General features: G+C 59.4%; 17 protein-coding genes and 1 tRNA gene. 2 read left to right on the top strand and 16 right to left on the bottom strand.

The genetic code is table 11. From position 1 onward, the window contains the following. From HMPREF0183_RS10595 to HMPREF0183_RS10580, 4 genes are all read right to left on the bottom strand, one after another. Window positions 1-1,292: HAD-IC family P-type ATPase (locus HMPREF0183_RS10595; RefSeq protein ID WP_040349024.1), on the bottom strand; the 1,292-nt coding region annotated here is incomplete at its 3' end. A 52-nt stretch (window positions 1,293-1,344) separates the two neighbouring features. Next, complete coding sequence (locus tag HMPREF0183_RS10590) at window positions 1,345-1,671, bottom strand: heavy-metal-associated domain-containing protein (protein WP_040349022.1); 327 nt, start codon at window positions 1,669-1,671, stop codon at window positions 1,345-1,347. A 109-nt stretch (window positions 1,672-1,780) separates the two neighbouring features. Then, window positions 1,781-2,908, bottom strand: coding sequence for a sensor histidine kinase (locus HMPREF0183_RS10585; protein ID WP_005885902.1), 1,128 nt, complete (start codon window positions 2,906-2,908; stop codon window positions 1,781-1,783). Further along, window positions 2,905-3,627, bottom strand: a complete 723-nt coding sequence (locus tag HMPREF0183_RS10580; protein ID WP_005885900.1) for a response regulator transcription factor — start codon at window positions 3,625-3,627, stop codon at window positions 2,905-2,907. Before HMPREF0183_RS10580 ends, HMPREF0183_RS10585 begins: the two co-directional genes overlap by 4 nt. Window positions 3,628-4,030: 403 nt before the next feature. Between HMPREF0183_RS10580 and HMPREF0183_RS10575 the strand changes: the two genes are divergently transcribed. Next, the gene (locus HMPREF0183_RS10575) at window positions 4,031-4,606 is read left to right on the top strand and encodes a CueP family metal-binding protein (RefSeq protein ID WP_040349020.1); all 576 of its coding nucleotides are present in this window, start codon (window positions 4,031-4,033) and stop codon (window positions 4,604-4,606) included. Between the two features lie 19 nt (window positions 4,607-4,625). Here HMPREF0183_RS10575 and HMPREF0183_RS10570 read toward each other — a convergent pair whose 3' ends face one another. The 6 genes from HMPREF0183_RS10570 to rplJ all read right to left on the bottom strand — a co-directional run bounded on the left by HMPREF0183_RS10570 (window position 4,626) and on the right by rplJ (window position 10,953). Then, window positions 4,626-5,702 (bottom strand): ABC transporter ATP-binding protein, encoded by a 1,077-nt coding sequence (locus tag HMPREF0183_RS10570; protein ID WP_005885896.1) that lies wholly within the window; start codon window positions 5,700-5,702, stop codon window positions 4,626-4,628. Beyond that, window positions 5,699-7,381, bottom strand: a complete 1,683-nt coding sequence (locus HMPREF0183_RS10565) for an ABC transporter permease (RefSeq protein ID WP_211205349.1) — start codon at window positions 7,379-7,381, stop codon at window positions 5,699-5,701. The genes HMPREF0183_RS10570 and HMPREF0183_RS10565 overlap by 4 nt, the downstream gene beginning before the upstream one ends. Continuing rightward, window positions 7,378-8,424 (bottom strand): ABC transporter substrate-binding protein, encoded by a 1,047-nt coding sequence (locus tag HMPREF0183_RS10560; protein WP_245527160.1) that lies wholly within the window; start codon window positions 8,422-8,424, stop codon window positions 7,378-7,380. Before HMPREF0183_RS10560 ends, HMPREF0183_RS10565 begins: the two co-directional genes overlap by 4 nt. A 145-nt stretch (window positions 8,425-8,569) precedes the next feature. Further along, on the bottom strand, window positions 8,570-9,769 hold the full coding sequence (locus HMPREF0183_RS10555) for a cobalamin-independent methionine synthase II family protein (protein ID WP_156798256.1): 1,200 nt from the start codon (window positions 9,767-9,769) through the stop codon (window positions 8,570-8,572). A gap of 200 nt (window positions 9,770-9,969) precedes the next feature. Further along, window positions 9,970-10,359 (bottom strand): 50S ribosomal protein L7/L12, encoded by a 390-nt coding sequence (gene rplL, locus HMPREF0183_RS10550; protein ID WP_005885891.1) that lies wholly within the window; start codon window positions 10,357-10,359, stop codon window positions 9,970-9,972. Between the two features lie 57 nt (window positions 10,360-10,416). Continuing rightward, window positions 10,417-10,953 (bottom strand): 50S ribosomal protein L10, encoded by a 537-nt coding sequence (gene rplJ, locus HMPREF0183_RS10545; protein ID WP_040349017.1) that lies wholly within the window; start codon window positions 10,951-10,953, stop codon window positions 10,417-10,419. A 339-nt stretch (window positions 10,954-11,292) separates the two neighbouring features. Between rplJ and HMPREF0183_RS10540 the strand changes: the two genes are divergently transcribed. Further along, on the top strand, window positions 11,293-12,084 hold the full coding sequence (locus tag HMPREF0183_RS10540) for an MBL fold metallo-hydrolase (RefSeq protein WP_005885889.1): 792 nt from the start codon (window positions 11,293-11,295) through the stop codon (window positions 12,082-12,084). A 163-nt stretch (window positions 12,085-12,247) separates the two neighbouring features. Here HMPREF0183_RS10540 and HMPREF0183_RS13410 read toward each other — a convergent pair whose 3' ends face one another. From HMPREF0183_RS13410 to HMPREF0183_RS10510, 6 genes are all read right to left on the bottom strand, one after another. After that, complete coding sequence (locus tag HMPREF0183_RS13410) at window positions 12,248-16,297, bottom strand: LPXTG cell wall anchor domain-containing protein (RefSeq protein ID WP_005885888.1); 4,050 nt, start codon at window positions 16,295-16,297, stop codon at window positions 12,248-12,250. A gap of 208 nt (window positions 16,298-16,505) precedes the next feature. Next, complete coding sequence (gene rplA, locus HMPREF0183_RS10530) at window positions 16,506-17,201, bottom strand: 50S ribosomal protein L1 (protein ID WP_005885887.1); 696 nt, start codon at window positions 17,199-17,201, stop codon at window positions 16,506-16,508. A 59-nt stretch (window positions 17,202-17,260) separates the two neighbouring features. After that, a complete protein-coding gene (rplK, locus tag HMPREF0183_RS10525; protein ID WP_005885886.1) occupies window positions 17,261-17,698 on the bottom strand; it encodes a 50S ribosomal protein L11 in 438 nt (145 codons plus the stop codon). A 178-nt stretch (window positions 17,699-17,876) separates the two neighbouring features. Beyond that, a complete protein-coding gene (nusG, locus tag HMPREF0183_RS10520; protein ID WP_005885885.1) occupies window positions 17,877-18,689 on the bottom strand; it encodes a transcription termination/antitermination protein NusG in 813 nt (270 codons plus the stop codon). 49 nt (window positions 18,690-18,738) lie between these two features. Continuing rightward, window positions 18,739-18,999, bottom strand: a complete 261-nt coding sequence (gene secE, locus HMPREF0183_RS10515) for a preprotein translocase subunit SecE (protein WP_005885884.1) — start codon at window positions 18,997-18,999, stop codon at window positions 18,739-18,741. A 36-nt stretch (window positions 19,000-19,035) separates the two neighbouring features. After that, window positions 19,036-19,108: transfer RNA gene (locus HMPREF0183_RS10510), tRNA-Trp, on the bottom strand. Window positions 19,109-19,113: the final 5 nt, after the last annotated feature.

Genomic DNA, 19,113 nt, shown 5'->3' with positions numbered 1-19,113 from the left:
AGCTCGCCCTCGGTGACGCCGACAGTTGCCGCGACACCGGTGACCGCGTGCGCCCCCTCGGTCAGGGTGCCGGTTTTGTCGAAGAGCACCACGTCGATGGTGCGCATCCGCTCGAGCGCCATCCGGTCCTTGATAAGCACCCCGGATTTCGCGGCCCGCTCGGTGGAGATCGCAATGACCAGCGGAATCGCCAGGCCCAGAGCGTGCGGACAGGCGATGACCAGCACCGTGACCGTGCGCACCACGGCATCGTCCGGGCTACCGATGATGGCCCACACCACCGCGGTGATCAGAGCGGAAATCAGCGCGAACCAGAACAACAACGCCGCCGCCCGATCCGCCAGGGCCTGGGCCCGGGAGGAGGACTCCTGGGCGTCGGCAACCATGCGTTGGATCCCGGCCAGGGCGGTGTCCCCGCCGGTAGCCTCCACCCGGATGCGGACGGTGTTGTCGGTGGCCACGGTACCGGCGACCACCTTGTCACCAGTGTCGCGGAAGACGGGACGGGATTCGCCGGTTATCATCGACTCATCGAATTCGGCGGCTCCGTCGAGGATGGTTCCGTCGGCCGGCACCCGGGCACCGGCTCTCACCAGCACGACGTCGTCGACGACCAGCTCGGAGATGGGCACGGTGCGGGTGGTCCCGTCGATGACTTTCTCGGCCTCATCCGGCAGCAGGGCAGCCAGCGCGTCAAGCGCGGAGGACGCGGCCCCGAGAGCGCGCATCTCCAGCCAGTGGCCCAGCAGCATGATGGTCACCAGCAGGGCCAGCTCCCACCAGAAGTCCAGGTCAAAACCGCCCAGCCCCAGAGTAGTGACCCAGGAGGCGACAAACGCCACGGTAATGGCCATGGCGATCAGGAGCATCATCCCGGGTTGGCGGGATTTCAGTTCTTTCCATCCGCCCTTGAGGAAAGGCGTCCCGCCGTAGACGAAGATGATCGTGCCCAGCACCGGGGGGATCCAGGTGGATCCGGGGAATGCCGGGAGGCGGTAGCCGAGCAGTTGGGCGACCATGGGGCTGAAAATAACGACAGGAATGGACAGAATCAGCGACCACCAGAAGCGTTCCCGAAACATTGCGGTGCTGTGTCCGGCGTGTTCGCCGTGACCATGAACGTGGTGGTCTTCGTCCAGGGCGGAATGCGGGTGATCGTGGGGCATCGCCTGGCCATGGGTGTCGGCATATGCGTGGTGTTCGTGGCTGGCATGATCCGGGTGATAGGTGTGGTCTGTTTCCGGAGCGGGGTGATCACCATGGTGATCACCGGAATGGTGTGGAGTGCTCATAACGTTCCTTTCCACTCAACCCGGTCGGGGTCGAGATGATGGGTAAAACTGATCAGGATAAGACGGTGTAGCCGGCCTCTTCGATGGCTCGGCGAACCATCTCCGGAGGTACGACACCGGTGACCGTGACGGTGGAAACACCACTAGCAACGAGATCAATCTGGACGTCGTCGACCTGGGGGAGGGCCTGAAGGGCCTGGGTCACGCTTTTCACGCAGTACCCGCAGGTCAGGCCGGTGACCTGGTAGCTAGGGGTAGACCCTCGTGCTGACGAGTCGCTGGTGGCAGGGATGGAGGCGGTGTCGGCACGTGAGGCAGGTCCGCAACAGCTGCAGCCGTGGGAGGCCGTCGGCAAGAGGCGGGGCGGGGAGGTGATCATGGGAAAGCTCCTACGGGTCGGTGGGATGCGGTAACGCTCGCTAACATGTACCCCCCGGGGTACATTGTCAAGGGGTGGAGGGCACGGCCCTCACGCGGGCAGGGTGTGGTCACCGAGCAGCCTCCTCACTGTCGGGAGGGGACAGCGGGAGGCGGAGGACAAACACCGCTCCGCGACCGGGTCCGGGGGAGGTGGCGGTGAGAGTGCCGCCGTGGGCCTCGATCAATGCCTTGGAGATGGTCAGACCGATACCGGCCCCGCCGTTGTCCCGGCTGCGGGCGGCATCCCCCCGGTAGAAGCGTTCGAAGATGTGTCCAAGCTGGCCAGGTGGGATGCCCTCGCCGTCATCGGCGACGTGGATGAGCGCGGTGGACGCCCCCTGTCGGTGGACGCTGATCCGGACCTGCCCGCCGGCCGGGGTGTGCCGTAACGCGTTCGACAGGAGATTGCTCATCACCTGGCCGAAGCGTTGCCGGTCCACGACCACCCGGGCGGTGTCCGTAATGGTCTCGACCTGTAAATCGACGCCTTTGTCAGCATAAGCTTCCCCCGCGGCAGCAGCGGCGGTATGAAGCAGATCCCCGAGCCCTTCCTCCGCCAGGTCCAAATCGATCCGGTGTTCCTGGGCCCGGGAGACATCGTCAATGTCTCCCATCAACCGGGTCAGGCGGGTGAGTTGGTCAGCCATGATCGTGTGGGTGGCATTATTCCAGTCCACGACCCCGTCCTGGAGACCATCGAGGTAGACCGTGAGCACCGATAAGGGGGTGCCCATTTCGTGGGCCAGATCAGAGAGCATCTGGCGGCGGACCTGTTCGGTGTGTTCCAGCCGGTCGGCCATGGTGTTGAAGGCATGCGCCAGGGTGGCGACCTCGGGGCCTGCTTCTCCGGCGGGCACGCGGATACGGGAGTTACCGGCCGCCAGGCTGGTAGCGGCGCGGGTGAGATCCTGCAGGGGGGTGCGCAGACGACGCGATAACCACAGGCTGGCCAGCAGGGCGCTGATCAAGGCAGTGGGCAGGGCGAAGGCCAAGGTGATCAGGTTGGCGTCCCGGTAGGCCTGCTCGGCATGGAACAGCTCCAGCGAGGGGTCCTTCCGGCCGGCCATCAACATATGATCATGGAACAGGGTCGGGCCCACCATCGTGGCCACGGCCGCGGCCACCAGCAGGCTAATCACCACGACCAACACCTGGGCGGTCAGGAAGCGGAAGGTCAGGCCGGGTCCGTGATTCATGACTGCCCCACCCGGTAGCCCACGCCACGCACGGTGTCGATAAACCCCCGGCCCCGGGTGTCGGTGCCGAGCTTGCGACGCAAGTTGCCGATGTGGACATCGACGATGCGTTCATCACCGACCCAGGTGGTGTCCCAGACCTCGGTGACCAGGTCGTGGCGGGTCAGCACCTGGCCGGGGCGCAGGGCCAGGGCAACCAGCAGCTCGAACTCCGTACGGGTGAGCTCCACGGTCGTCTCCCCCACCCGCACCTGATGGGCGACGGGGTCAAGGATGAGGTCGCCAACGATCAAGGGGGTGGTCACCTGCGCTGGGGTGGTGCTGGTGCGCGGGCGGCGCAGCACCGTATGCACCCGGGTCACCAGTTCCCGGATGCTAAAAGGTTTGGTGATGTAGTCATCCGCCCCCAGGGTCAAACCGCTGATCTTGTCGTCCTCGCTGCCACGCGCGGTGAGCATGAGAATGTAGCAGTCCGAGAAGGTGCGGATCCGTCGGCACACCTCCAAACCGTCGAGTTCGGGTAGCCCCAGATCCAGCACCACAACATCGGGGGAAAAGCGACGGGCCTCGTCCACGGCCTGGGTGCCGGTGTGCGCCTGGCGGGTATCGAAGCCTGCCCGGATGAGGTAGGAGGCCACCATCTGAGCCAGGGGTTGTTCATCATCGACGACCAGCACCCGCCCCGGGGGCGTGGCGGTGGTCGGTGTGTGGTCAGCCATAGACCCCAGTATCGCTCCGGGCAGGGGGAATACCACCCTCGCTCAGTGCCCGGCGGGGAGATCTTCATCAAATCTTCAAATATCACCCTTCGACCGCCGTCACCCCTGTGCCCCACCCCGGGCCGGCGGCATCGCCTCCCCTGGTCGGTTCAGCAGGCGCCACCAGGGATTTCACTGCCTACACCGCATACCCGGGGCGGGTGGAAGGACATCGCCCACGGCTGCGGGGTGGTGTCCCGGTGGTGACCCAGCCCACCGAATTCACCCCCTTTTCGCCCTGTTAAAAGGCCGTGAGCAGGGTTTTTGATTTCTAGTCCGTCCGGCACCCGTGCTAGATAAAGGTATGGCATCGACCTTGAGGCGGTGTCTTCTCACAGTCTTACCACGATCCAAGGAGATTGACGTGAAACGAGCAGCGATCGCAGTCGCCGCCCTTGCCCTCGCCCTCACGGGGTGTTCGGCCGCCGAACCGGAACCCACCGCCGACGGGACGGTGTCCCAGGATACATTCCTGACTTCCCATGGCCTGGCCGACATGGACGCGGTGGAGATCATTGATCACCTCGACCGGCAGAAGGTCACTGAGCGTCCCACGGATCTGATCGCCTCAGTGCGTGCCGATGAACTGCTGCTCTCGAGCGATGACCAGGAAGTCGTGGTCGATCTTCCCGACAATCAGACGTATGTCTCGATCGCACCCTATCTCACCTCCACTCACGACTGCTTCTACCACAGCCTCACGACCTGCCTGGGGGAACTCGACAATGAGGATATCCAGGTCACGATCACCGATGAGGCGACCGGTGAGGTGCTGGTGGACGAGGCGACAACCACCTTCGACAACGGGTTTATTGGCTTCTGGCTTCCCAATGATGCCACCGGCCTGATTGAGGTCAGCTACCAGGGGCGTACCGGCACCACGGAGTTTTCCACCACCGACGACGGTGCCACCTGTGTCACAGACCTGCGCCTGACGTGATGGTTCAGTAGACGCGAAGTCAGCGCGAGCTTTCACGCGTAAACAGCGTTCCGCTCGTGAACATAACGCCAACGGTGTCGCCCACGCGCGGACGATCGCCCGCGCTCAAAACGGTCAGCGCCTGATCCCACACTCGCACCTGCATACACCAACCTGCCCGGTCGAACAGGACAGACTCGACTGTCCCGTCCACGTGGCCCTCCCCAGCGGGACACACACGCGCATCGCCGTCGCCAACAGCGAGGACCGGGTCCACCTCGGCGTGCATGCGAGTAAAACCAGTGACCCGCGACCCGTTTTCAAGAACAACGACCCCATCATCACCACGTCCGCCCCCGCTGTCACCACCTGCAACCGTGACGGGGAACAGGCCAGCATCGGACATGAACTGTGCAACGAACGGATCTTGCGGAGCGTTCAGCACCTGTTGCGGGTCGCTGTACTGAATGATTCGACCGGCGTTGAGAACGGCAATCCTGTCGGCCAGTGCAAGGGCTTCGGAGCGGTCGTGCGTCACATACACCGCCGTCAGCGAAAGCTCTTCTGTGAGCGCTTTGAGCTGGCCACGCAGATCTGCACGCAGGGGTTCATCCAGGGAAGACAGCGCCTCGTCGAACAGCACCACGTTCGGTTTCGCAATGATCGCCCGCGCAATTGCCACACGCTGCCGTTGCCCACCAGACAGAGAGTCTGGTTTCCTGTCCGCCATCCCAGTCAGCCCCACCTGGGTGAGAGTCTGAGCGACACGGTCGCGCACCTCGGCGCCCTTCAGCCCGCTCACCTTCAACGGGTAGGCGACATTCTCCCCCACCGACATGTGCGGCCACACCGCGTGATCCTGAAACACCATACCCAGCCCTCGCTTGTCAGGGCCCACGAACGCAGAGTCAGAAACGACCTCGGCGCCGTTGATCCGCATACCACCAGACACGGGACGCAAAAATCCCGCAACCGTGCGCAACAACGTCGTCTTACCCGACCCCGACGGTCCCACAAGGCAGATGAACTCGCCGGTGTCCGCGGCAAGAGAGATGTCGAACAGGCCGCCACCTCCGGGGTAGCGCACGTTGATGTCGTTGAGTTCAAGAGCGGTCATGCTTTGGCCTTTCGGTTGGAGGCGGTGACGAGGCCAAGCCCCAGTATGCCCACCAGACACACCAGGACTGCGAGCGCACTGGCCGCTGAGTAGTCGCCCGCCTGTTGCAAGTTGAAGATGACCACACCCAAGGTGCGGGTGCCGGGGGCCACGAGCAGGATCGAGATGGTGAGTTCGCGAACCGCGGTGAGGGCGACCACCACTCCCCCTGTGATGGCAATGGGGAAGGTGAATCGGCCCGAGGTGGTTAACAGCGCCCGTGTGGGGCTAGCACCTGCGGTTTGGGCGGCTTCTTCAAAAGAGCGGCTCAAAGCCGCGGAGGTGGGTCGAACCATTTGGACGACGATCGCGCTGAACGCCATGACGTATGCGGCGAGTATTGCCCACAGCGTGTTGAAGATTCCAAGTAGCGGTGAAACCAAGAGCCACGCCACCGCTACGACCAACCCAGGGAGCGCCTGTGGGAGGAGCGCGAAAATGTCGAGTCCCACATTGTCGAAGCTGCGGGTGCGAGTGAGGAGCAGGGCGACCGCCCACCCCAGAACAGTGCATACGACACCAGCGCCTAAGGCCAGGAGCACTGAGTTACCCACGCCTGACAGCACGGATGGGTTGGAAAGTGCGTGTGTGAAGTTCGCGAACGTGACGGTGTCTGCTCGCAGTGGTACGCCTGGGGCTGGCAGGATCGCTTGGCGGATGAGCGCAAGCAGGGGCAGCACGGTCGTAATGAGAGCTCCCACCCAGAGGATCACGGTGAGTGCCCACATGAGTGGGGTGCGCGCGGCCGGTTGGGTGGGGCGGGTGGATGCCGCCGCCGAGGTCGTTCCCACGGAGCGCTGAACGAAGACGGCGAGGCATGCCAGGGTCAAGAGGAGGGTTCCGACCGCCGAGGCCGCCGGGAGTGGGTTAAGCACTGAGTGGGACGCGATGAACCGGTACACCAGGGTGGTGAGGGTGGTGTAGTTGGCGGGAAGCCCTAGGAGTGCGGGGATTCCGAAGTCCGACAGATTACTGGCGAATGTCAGTACCAGCGACGCCATGAGCGCGGGCCGTAGCAGCGGGAGCGTGATGGTGGCGTATATGCGGGCGGTTGATGCGCCGGACACACGCGCGGCCTCTTCGAGCTGGCTGGGAATGCGTGCCATGGCAGAGCTGATGAGTAAGTACGCCATGGGCCAGGATGTGATAGTGAGAAGCAGGATCACGCCGCCGGCACCGTAAATGTTGCTCGGGAGAACTGTCCCTAAGAGCGAGCGGAGCGGTCCCGAAGGTGAGAACAAAGCGATCCACGACATCGCACTGATGAACGGCGGGATCAGGAACGGCAACAGGAACAGCCATCGCAAGGCGGTGGCCCCCGGCACTTTGAACCTGTCCAGTGCAATTGTGAGCACGAGCGCCACCGCGGTCGCCCCGAGTGCCGCGCACACGGAACTCACCAGCGAGTTGAGTACGGCTGTCAACAGGTCAGGGTTGCGCAACGTTTGGAGCCCAGCGGAGCTCAAGCCTGTTGAAACTACCGCCGTGAGTGGTAAAGCAATCGTCACCAGGACTGCAGCCCACACTGCGAGCCGTAGCCCTGGGACTCGGAGTCCCGACTCCCGCCAGACCTTAGCGCGCGATGAGTTGTGCGCGGAGGTAGTGGTACGGGAGTCGGGACTGTGGTGAGTCAAACTCACCCCATGATCTCCTTGAACTTCTCTACTGCACCGTCCTGCTGTTCCTTCACCTTGGCGTAGTCAGGCTGGATCAGGTTGATGTCGGTGAGAGCGGGTGCACCTTCAGGGGCACCGGCGTCAGAGCGCACCGGCACGTAGTTCTGCTTGACTGCTAGCTCCTGGCCTTCTTTGGACACCAGGAAGCTCACGAATGCTTGGGCTGCTTCCGGGTTCTTTGAGTCTTTGAACACGCCTGCAGGCTGGTTCACATACGGCACGCCGTCCGAGGGGTAGCTCACTGCAACGGGGGAACCCTTGTCTGCTAGGTCGCGCACTGGGTAGTCCACGACGATGCCGACCGGCGATGATCCGTCAGCTACTGCCTGTGCGACTGGGCCGTTGGACTCCAGAACTTTGGGCTTGTTTTCGCCAAGCTTCTTGAGCCAGTCTTCACCTAGTTCTGGCTGGTCAAGCCACAGCGCGGTGTTAAACGCTGCCGCCCCGGAAACCTCAGGGTTAGGCATTGCGATCTGGTCTTTGAACTTGGAGTCAGTGAGTTCGGCCCACGACTTCGGAGCTTCCTTTACCTTGTCCGTGTTGTATGCAATCACGGTCGGGATGATGCGGGTGCCCACGTAGTACCCGTCCGCGTCGACCTGCTCTTTTTCGATGCCGTCGGTTTCAACCTTGTCGAGCTTGACCAATTCGTCTTCACTCTTGAACCCTTCAAAAGTGGGAACGTCTGCGGCTAAGAGCACGTCAGCACCGATCTTTCCCGACTTCTTCTCAGAGGCGATACGTGTTTTCAGTTCGCCGGTTCCAGCACGGAAGACCTTGACCTGGATGTCAGGGTTCTCTTCGTTAAACGCTTCAATGACTTCGTTGATCTTTGCTTCCGGTTCCGAGGTGTAGAGGTTGATTTCACCGCTCCCCTCAGCTTTGTCGCCACCGTTACCAGCGTTGGAGACATCGCACGCGGTGAACATGAGTGTGGATACCACTAGGGCTGATACAAGGGCGGTACCACGTGTAGCAGAACGTGCATTACGGAAAAGGGGCTTCATATTTCTCCAGTTCAGACGAGGCGTACTGTGTGCGCGGGCGATTATTTGAAACTTTCGCGCAAGGCAACTGCCATATCGTCCCCCACGAATCCAAACGCGGGGTATCACCAAGGTTGCACCTCGGTGAACCCCGCGTCCCTTCGCCTTAGCTCAGTCGCTTAGACGCGATTTCTGCTCCCTGTGCCAGGGTTTCGAGCTTTGCCCACGCGATTTCCGGGTGGATACGGCCACCCAGTCCGCAGTCGGTGGAAGCGACAACGTTTTCTGGGCCAACAAGACGGGCGAAGCGCTCGATGCGGTCTGCTACTAGCTCCGGGTGTTCGACTACGTTGGTCGAGTGGGACACGATTCCAGGGATCAGGTATTTGCCTTCCGGAAGTTTGGTGTCTTCCCAGATACGCCATTCGTGTTCGTGGCGCACGTTCGCAGCTTCGAAGGTGATTCCAGCTGCGTTGATGCCAAGCACGTCGTTGACGATTTCTGCGAAAGGCAGGTCGGTGACGTGGGGGCCGTGCCAGGATCCCCAACACGTGTGGAAGCGAACACGCTGCGGATCAATTCCGCGCAGGGCGTGGTTGAGCGCTTCGATACGTGGGCGCGTGAAGGCCCGGTAGTCCTCGTATGACGGTTCCGGGTTGATCTGGTCAAAGTTTTCGGCGATTGACGGGTCGTCAATCTGAACGATGAACCCAGCTTCCGTGATTGCGAGGTATTCTTCGCGGAAGACATCGGCCATGGCCCAAATGAACTCTTCGTCGGTGTCGTAGTACTCGTTGGTGATGCGTGCAGCCGAGCTTGGCCCCAAGGAGTTGATGTATGCAGTCGACGGGTCAACGCCTGCCTTCCCACAGGCCACGCGCAGGTTCTCAATGTCACGCTGCACCTTGTCTTGACCGATGTAGGTCACAGGCCCATTCGCGGCCGGGAATTTTGGTTGCTTCCCGGTGTCGGCACCTGATTCCTGGTCACTGTAGACACCAGGGAAAATGTGGCGGTCGCGGCGATCACCAAAGCTTGTCAGCTGCAAATTTCCGGGTTCTGAACGTACGGCTGGCCCTTCAAACAAGGTCTGCTCGCGCAACTCCAGTCCGCCTGTACGTTCAAAGGAGTAGTGCCACCATGCACCATAGTCCTTGGCTGCCGCCATCGCGTGACCGTATTCGCCATCGTTGACATCGGTGATTCCCAGTTCTTTTTGCTTAGCGACCAGGTCCACAACGGATTCCTGAAGGAGACGCTGGAACTCGTCATTGTTGAAGTTTTCATCGAAACGAGCAGCGTTGGCCGCAATGAGCTGTTCGGTACGGGGTAAAGAACCGGCGTGGGACACGCGGATTGATGACATAGTGAATCCTTTCATAAGACAGTGAGTCCACCACATCACATATGCGTATGCGCATGTCTGCAGTTCGTCATGATTCGCAATGCAGGAACTTCTAACGGCGCACACAAAACTGGCCGCCACCCACACAGGGTGACGGCCAGTCAGTAGCTTGGAACGACCTCGGGCGCGGAGTCACAGGACCCCGCACCCGGGCCACCAAATTACTTAAGCGATACGGTAGCGCCAGCTGCTTCGAGCTTTTCCTTAGCAGCTTCAGCGGTTTCCTTGTTAACGCCTTCCAGAACAGGCTTAGGAGCACCGTCAACGAGCTCCTTAGCTTCCTTCAGACCAAGGCTGGTGAGTCCACGAACTTCCTTAATAACAGGAACCTTCTTGTCTCCACCGGATTCGAGGATGACGTCGAATTCGTCCTTCTCTTCAGCTGCGCCAGCGTCTCCGCCGCCAGCACCAGGAGCAGCAGCAACAGCAGCAACTGGAGCAGCAGCTTCAACTTCGAATTCTTCTTCAAACTTCTTAACGAAGTCGTTCAGTTCAATCAGGGTGAGCTCTTTGAACGCTTCAATGAGCTCTTCAGGGGTGAGCTTAGCCATGGTGGCTACGTCCTTCCGTGAGTGGTTGGGTTCAACCGTGGTTTATGGGGGTGAAACTTAAGCTGCTTCGGATCCGGATTCTTCCTGCTTTGCACGCAGTGCATCGACGGTACGTACCGTCTTGACCAGAGGTGCGGTGAACGCGTAGGCAGCCTTGTACAGGCTTCCCTTGAGCGCTCCAGCAGCCTTGGCAAGCAGAACTTCGCGGGATTCGAGGTCAGCCAGCTTCGTAACTTCTTCAGCTGAAAGTGCGGCACCTTCGAGGTGTCCACCCTTGATGACCAGCTGAGGATTCGCCTTGGCAAAGTCACGCAGAGCCTTCGCAGCGTCAGCGACATCACCGGAGATGAAAGCGATAGCAGTTGGACCCTTGAGGTTGTCTGCGTTGAACGCTTCCAGTCCAGCCTCTTTAGCTGCAATGGCGGTCAGCGTATTCTTTACCACGGCGTAGGAGGCGTTCCCACCGAGTGCAACGCGCAGTTCTTTCATCTGCGCAACGGTGAGACCGCGGTACTCAGTCAGCACAGCGGCCGAGGAGTTCTCAAACAGCTGTTTGATCTCCTGTACCGCAGCTGCCTTGTCTGGCCTCGCCATGGTATTCCTTTCGTACATGTTGGTGTGCGAACACGAAAAAAGCGTTCCGCGCAGCAGGCACGGAACGCTCACAAATGCATCCCTAACGGGGGTTCATGAAGTTCAGTATCACCTGCGCGGGTCACTCATTCCGAGTCTTCGTCAGCGTTTGCTTCTAACAGGTGTTAGAGGCGCGCGCTGAGACCAACGGTCTTGGGCACCAGATCAGTCTAACGTAGAGTTCCGGGTAAGTCCAAATCTGGTGGCGCATTGTTTGGCCGGTGCGTGCTCGCGCGAGTGCGCGTTGCTATGTTTTCGAATGGTGATTCTAGTAGGGGTTCGGGTGGTGTTTTTGCCGTTATGACGCGTATTTTCAGTTTCACATCGGACCCTGTGGCGCTCAATTCGTACCTAATTCTGGGCGATGAGCGGGCTGTGATTGTTGATACGGGTTCCGGTCCGCGGCAGGCGTCGAGGATTCTGACCACCTTCGCCGAGGTGTCCCTCACCCAGTCTGGTCGCGCCCTTTTCGTGGACCTGCCCGTCAGTGTGGTGAACACGCACGACCACTGGGATCATTTCTTTGGCAACGCAACCTTCGCCCGCGCGGGCGTCACCGAGTTTTTCGCCTCACCGCAGTGCATCCGGGACATGCAGGCCAGCGCGTGGGTGCAGTTTCACGAAGTGCCCAGCGACTTCGAACCTGATCTGCCCGCGGACCCTTCTGAGCTTCTCGTCCCCATGGCCGAGGTGACTGACGGCGTCACTTTGAACGACCTCGGCGTTGGTTTTGAAGACCTGGACGTGACGGCCCGGGTTCTTCCGGGCCACACGGAGGGGGACCTTGTGCTGATCGCCGGGCACGTGGCGCTGGTGGGTGACCTTGTCGAGGAGGGCGCTCCCCCGGCACTGGGTGATGATGCGACCCCGTCAAGGTGGGCGCAGAACCTGGAGCGGCTCTTAGAGGATCCGCAGCTGACCGTGTTTGCGCCGGGGCATGGGCGGCCGGTGGATCGGGAGTATGTGACGCGGCAGGCTGGGGTGATTGCGCAGGCTGGATTGGAAGACGCCGAGGTGGCAGCGCTCCCGTTTTCACGTGACCTCACTCTGGCTACGCCTGGATTGCCCGAGGGGGTAGCCAGGATTCTGTGAGGCTGGGTTTTGGCTCTTTGGGGTTTTGACGTGGGCGTGGGGTTTTGGTGTGGGGCGGGTGCGCGGGGAAAACGCAGTGCGGACGGGATGGTTCCCGCCCGCACTGTGTTTCTAGAGGTGTTGGTGTGCGTGCTTCCCCGTCAAGTGACGGTGAGCATTGCTGCTAGTTTTTGCGGCGACGGAACACCAGTCCCGCACCCAGAGCCACCAGCGCGACACCAACTGCGAGGCTCACTCCCACGTTGACACCCGTGCGAGGCAGAGCACCATTGTCCTTGGAGCTGTCGTTGCCCTTGTTGCCGGAGTCGGTGTTGTTGTCGCTGCCACCGTTGTCGGTGTTGTTGTCGGAGGCGTCGCCTTCGTTTTCGGCTTCCTCGTCTCCAGCGTCAGTGTCGCCACCGTCGCTTTCACCGTTGTCACCGTCACCGGATTCACCGTCTTCGCCGGGTGTTTCGTCGTCTCCATCTTCTGAAGGAGCGTCAGTTGGGTCCTCACCAGGCTCTTCCGAAGGCTCCTCACCGGGCTCTTCTGAAGGAGCTTCAGACGGAGAGTCGGTCGGCTGTTCACTAGGTTCGTCCGAAGGCTGTTCCGAAGGAGCGTCAGTTGGCTGCTCCGAAGGTTCCTCCGAAGGCTCATCGGTCGGTTGCTCCGACGGAGCTTCCGTTGGCTCTTCTGAAGGAGCATCGGTTGGGTTTTCGGTCGGTTCCTCAGTCGGTTCTTCCGTTGGCTCTTCTGAAGGAGCATCGGTTGGGTTTTCGGTCGGTTCCTCAGTCGGTTCTTCCGTTGGCTGTTCCGAGGGAGCTTCGGTTGGGTTTTCCGAAGGCTCGTCCGTTGGCTGTTCGGTCGGCTCCGGAGTTGGCTCCTCGGTCGGCTCCGGAGTTGGCTCCTCTACCGGCGCCGTAGTCACCACAAACTCGAATCGACCAAAGTCGTCGCCCATCTTTGAACGGTCAACGCTGAACTCCTGAGCCCCGGCGTTTGCCACTGCCGCATTCAATACTGGCACGGTGCCTGCGTTTACAGCAGCCACCCGCACCTGAGTGGTCACACCCATGCTCAGTGCTGCACCAGGCGCGACCGCTTCCACGCCAGCATTCGCTCCGCCGGATGTCTCATCGAAGAGCACGATGGTCTCACCGCCACGGGTTGCAGAAGGTTTGACTTCGACCTTCGTGACCTTGCGACCTTCTTTCACGTTGACGCCAAGTGTGACCTTGTCACCGGAGAAGAAGTGACGCTTCTTAGCTTTCGCATCGTCGGAGGCCATGAAACCTACAGATTCAGTTTCGAAGGCGTCGAGTCGCTGGTCACCGTCCTTGAAGTACACGCTCTCTACCTCGTCCTTGTTCACCTTAGCCGAGGCATCAATACGAGTGAACGCGAAGTTAGCTTCAACGGTCTCGTTTTCTGTGACCTCAATTTCGGTCGTTACGAACCGTCCTCTGTCGGTGGTCGTCTCAACCTTTTTACCGGTGTCAGGATCGATGTAAGTAGCCTTCTCGCCACCTTCCAATTCAGCGAAGGGTAGACGCTTACCTTCGGAGTCAACAACCACGCCGAAGCCGTCCGCTACGGAGTTGTTCCGCATGTACACGGTGTACTTACCCGCAGGCAAACCCTGCCTCGCCAAGGAGTCCGGCTTCACCTTGTACCAGTTGCCGTCTTCATCAACCATGTTGACGTAGCCGCCGTGAACCTCTTCCGCGTCACCCGAGTACTTGTTGTCCAAGTTCTCATCACGGAACAGGCGGAAGTCAACCTTGCCCGTAGGGGCAACCTTTTCAAGCTGCACGTCGAACTCAAAGCGCCCGAAGTCATCGCCCATTTCGGAACGCTTGATCCGGTATTCGGTGTCGGAAACCTTTTCTGCTTCCACAGTCTTACCGCCACCAAAGCCGCGTACAGTCACACCCTTGACTGTGTAACCGTCAATCTCTTCCACCCCAACAGTGACCCATTCTTCAGAGAAGAAGTGACGTGTCTTCGCACCAGCGTCATCGGAGGCAACATAACCCACTGAGTCAGACTTGTAGGTCTCCAGGCGTTGGTCGCCGTCCTTGAAGTACACCTTCGAATCAACTGCTTCGCCGTCAGCAGTCACCTTTGCTGTCGCGTCAATGCGAGTTGAGGCGAAGTTAGCCTCAACGGTCTCGTTTTCTTTGACCTCAATTTCGGTCGTTACGAATGTTCCTTCGTCGGTGACTGTCTCAGCCTTTTCACCGGTCTTCGCATCGATGTAAGTGGCGTCTTTCTTACCTTCCAGCTTGGCGAACGGCAAACGTTTACCGCCCGAATCAACAACCACACCAAAGCCGTCAGCAACGGATGCATCACGCATGTACACGGTGTACTTACCAGCAGGCAAGCCCTGCTGCGCCAAGGCTTCCGGCATCACCTTGTACCAGTTGCCTTCTTCATCAACCAGGTTGACGTAGCGATCAACGACCTCGTCAGTGCCTTCGTCGAAAGAGTTGTTGAGGTTCTCGTCACCAAACAGACGGAAGTTCACCTTACCCGTGGGGGCAACCTTTTCAAGCTGCACGTCGAACTTCAGGCGACCAAAGTCGTCGCCAAGTACGGAACGCTTGACACGGTACTCGGTGTCAGAAACCTTCTCCGCGTCAACCGTCTTGCCCCCGGCAAGACCACCAACGGTCACACCTTTCACTTTGTGTCCGTCAATGCCTTCAACACCAACTGTCACCCATTCTTCAGAGAAGAAGTGACGAGTCTTCTTGTCCGCGTCATCAGATGCGAGGTGTTCTGTTGTGGTGGACGTCTTCGAAACGAAGCTCTCAAGGCGGGTCTCGCCGTCTTTGAAGTACACCTTGGAGTCAGCAGCTTCACCGTCAACAGTGACCTTGGCGCTGGCGTCGATGCGGGTCGATGCCATGTCAACAACAGTTTCTTTGTCCGGTGCCACAGTGAAGGTGGTCTTCACGAACCGGCCCTTGTCGGTGACCGTTGGAAGCGTTTCGCCGGTGTCAGCGTCAACGTATGTCGCGTCGTGTGACTCGTCCAAGCTGACGGTCTCCATACGCTTTCCGGTCGCACTGTCGACGACCACACCAAAGCCATCGGCCACACTCGCGTTGCGAACGTAGGCGGTGTACTCACCAGCCGGCAAGCCTTGCTTCTCCAGGGACTCCGGTTCCACTTTGAACCAGCGACCGTTTTCATCAACCAGATTGATATAGCTCTCGCTGACCTTTTCTTCAGGCCCTGAATATTTGTTGTCTACGTTTTCGTCACCGAACAGACGAACTGTGGCCTTTCCAATCTCAACCGGCTTGAGGAACGCCTTGTATTCGAAGTCCCCCCACGCTTCCCCAGAGTCAGACGAATCAACGGTGTACGTGTGGTTAGCTGGGTCGGCTGTGACTTTCAACGGGTCGCTGAGCTTGTCGATGTTGTAAGCCCCGTCTTCTTGCTGGTGGAATCGCGCCTCCACTTTGTCGACCGCGTAGTTAATCTTTGGCGAAATGCGCGCCGTTACTTTGCCGCTGGCGAAGAGGTGTTTGTCCCACGCCGCGTCGCCCTTACCAGCCCAGTAAACACCGTCCACATTGGACGACTTCACGGATGCGCTTCCGTCTTTGAAGGCAACGCTGACAGCGTCGGGTGCTGCGACCTCGGCACCGTCTTTCGTTTCAACGGCCGAAACGTTCGCACCAATCGAGGACGCTGCATACGACAGGTCCAGAGGCTTGCCTGCCTCCAAGGTGATGTCCGTGTAGCTGTGGCGGCCATAACCAGCGGTCACGCCGTTCGTGATTTCCTGGCCTTTGTCTCCGATTCGGGTCGCTGGAACGTTCATCTTCAGCATGGTGTCTGGCAGACGCTTGCCGGTGGCAGTGTCAACGATCGCGTAGTGACCGAACGTGCTGTTCATTTCCACGTAGAGCGTGTAGTCGCCTGCAGGCAGCCCGAACTTCTTCAAGTTGTCCGGGCTGATTACATACCACTTACCGGTGGCCTTGTTTTTCAAGGTCAGAGTTTTGTTGAGGTACGTGGGCTGAAGTGGTGGTTCGCCGTCGTCATACTGTTTGTCGTGGTCACGGTCTTGGAAGACGCGCACGTCGGCAGTTCCGCGGTCTGCGGCGACCGTAGCGTGGGCCGAGGCGGGCGTTCCGAACGCTGTCACGGCAGGGGTGAGCGTTCCGACGAGTGCGGTAGCTAGAACTGCCGCGCTGAGACGTGAAGAGCGGTGCATGGTGGGATCTCCAGTGTCAAGAAGATGAGAATAAGGGAATCACCCCTAGTCTTTCAGCGCACCGTGAACCCAATTCGTTGCACACCTTAACGTTGAGTGAACGTGAGTTGTTGGCACGGGAGCGAGACCGGGCGAACGGAAACAGCTACCCAAAACACAAAAGTGCCCCGAACCAGAAACCGGTTCGGGGCACTCTTAAAGAAGCGTCTTATGCGCGCAGGTCGGAAGTGTCGATCGGAACACCAGGACCGTTCGTGGTGGTCACGGTGGCCTTGGTGATGTAGCGACCCTTCGAAGACGAAGGCTTCAGACGAAGAACTTCATCCATTGCAGCCTTGAAGTTCTGCTGCAACTGCTCTTCGGTGAAGGACACCTTTCCAATGATGAAGTGCAAGTTCGAGTGCTTGTCCACGCGGAACTCAATCTTACCGCCCTTAATGTCGGACACTGCCTTAGCAACGTCCATGGTCACGGTACCGGTCTTAGGGTTAGGCATGAGGCCACGTGGACCCAGCACCTTACCCAGACGACCGACCTTACCCATCATGTCGGGGGTTGCAACAGCAGCGTCGAAGTCAGTCCAACCACCGGCTACCTTTTCAAGCAGGTCATCGGAGCCAACGTAGTCAGCACCTGCTTCACGGGCAGCTTCCGCACGGTCACCAGCAGCGAATACCAGGACCTTAGCAGTCTTACCAGTTCCGTTCGGGAGGTTGACGGTGCCTCGCACCATCTGGTCGGCCTTACGTGGGTCAACACCCAGGCGCAGGGCAACTTCGACGGTTGCGTCGAACTTTGCAACCGAAGTTTCCTTTGCCAACGCAACTGCCTGCGTTGGCTCATAGTATGTTTCAGCCTGAATCTTTTCGGCTGCGGCCAAGTAGGCCTTTGAGCGCTTTGCCATCTGCTATCTCCTTGCAGTTGTGGTCTGGGCCGCGCTGGCCCTACCACCAAATAAACTTCTTAGACTTCTACGTCCGTGGTGATACCCATGGAACGTGCAGTACCAGCAACGATCTTCGACGCTGCTTCAATGTCGTTCGCGTTGAGGTCAGGCATCTTGGTTTCAGCGATTTCACGCACCTGGTCCTTAGTGAGGTGACCCACCTTAACCGTGTGAGGAGTTGCCGAACCGGACTTCAGACCAGCAGCCTTCTTAATGAGCTGAGCTGCAGGAGGAGTCTTGGTGATGAACGTGAACGAACGGTCTTCGTAAACAGTAATTTCAACCGGAACGATGTTTCCACGCATGTTTTCTGTCGCAGCGTTGTACGCCTTGCAGAACTCCATGATGTTGACACCGTGCTGACCCAAAGCTGGACCAACTGGAGGAGCTGGGTTAGCAGCACCTGCCTGGATCTGTAGCTTGATCAGACCGGTTACCTTCTTCTTGGGAGGCATAGTGGTCCTTAATCTTGACTGTCTTCACGGCTTGTGCCGTGAAGGTGAGATTGCGAGAATCCGATAGTCCTCACAATCAAACTCCAACATTATTCCACGTATCTCGTGGGAATGGAAACTGAAGTCGCGCAACTCACAGTTGCACGACCTCGGCGCTTAAAAACAGCGCAAACTCTGGTTAGATCTTCGAAACCTGCCCGAAGCCCAACTCAACTGGGACATCGCGCTCGAAAATCGAAAGCAAAACAGTGAGCTTCTGCTGTTCGGGGCGAATTTCCTGGATGGTAGCTGGGTGTCCCTCGAAGGACCCTTCCTTAACCATGACCGTTTCGCCGACCTCAAATTCGACAACGATCTCCGAACCACTGGCAGCTTCAGCAGCCTTGCGAGCTTCGCCCTCTTCAGCTGCCCGCGCAGCTTCGTGTTCTTCGATAACAGGCGCCAGCATGGAGACAACTTCATCCATGGTCAGCGGGATCGGGTCATACGCGTTGCCCACGAACCCGGTCACACCTGGCGTGTGGCGAACGACACCCCACGATTCATCCGTCAGTTCCATGCGCACTAGCACGTAGCCTGGGATGCGCACGCGGCGCACGGTCTTGCGCTGAGCGTTCTTGACCTCAACGACGTCTTCCATAGGAACCTGGACTTCGAAGATGTAGTCTTCCATGTCCAAGCTGACAGTACGGTTTTCCAGGTTTGCCTTCACGCGGTTTTCATAGCCCGCGTACGAGTGGATGACGTACCAGTCGCCTTCTTTCATGCGAAGTTCGCGCAGGAATTCTTCGCGGGCGTCCGAGGCGCCCTCAGCGTTGCTGTCGTCAGCGCTTTCCGCACCCGAGGTGTTTTCAACGTTGGTTTCGTCAGCGCTGGTTTCCGTGGCGCTGTCCGCAGGCGCGTTAACTTCTTCCGCCTGTGCAGTCTCGGCAACTTCCGTCGCTTCCGCGGACTGTGCGGTCTCGTCAGCTTCCGAGATGTTCTCCGACAACGTTTCTCCTTTTATGAGTTACTTAGGGTGATGTAGCAGTCGTGGCCGCTTACCACAGTGGCCAGATAGGCGTACGTGCGAACGCGAAGCCCACGAGCTTGCCGAAGACGAAGTCAACTGTCAAGACGATCACGATCATCACGACGACAAAGCCCAGAACTACACCAAACATGTTGATCAGTTCTTTACGGGTTGGAGTGACAACCTTCTTCAGCTCCGACATGACTTCCGCAAAAAAGCGAGCGATCGTACCGAAGAAACCACGACGCTTGTGGTCTACAGCTTCGGTGCCTTTGCCTGATTCTGCCACGCGTCCTCACTGAGGTAGTCGTTTTACTTTCCTGAGCAGGGGTGACAGGACTCGAACCTGCAACCTACGGTTTTGGAGACCGTTGCGCTACCAATTGCGCCACACCCCTAAGCC

Origin of the sequence: Brevibacterium mcbrellneri ATCC 49030 (genome assembly GCF_000178455.1) — a bacterium.
Taxonomy (GTDB): domain Bacteria; phylum Actinomycetota; class Actinomycetes; order Actinomycetales; family Brevibacteriaceae; genus Brevibacterium; species Brevibacterium mcbrellneri.
Note: the sequence above shows the minus strand (reverse complement) of the source record. Positions and strands in the feature narration are given on the sequence as shown.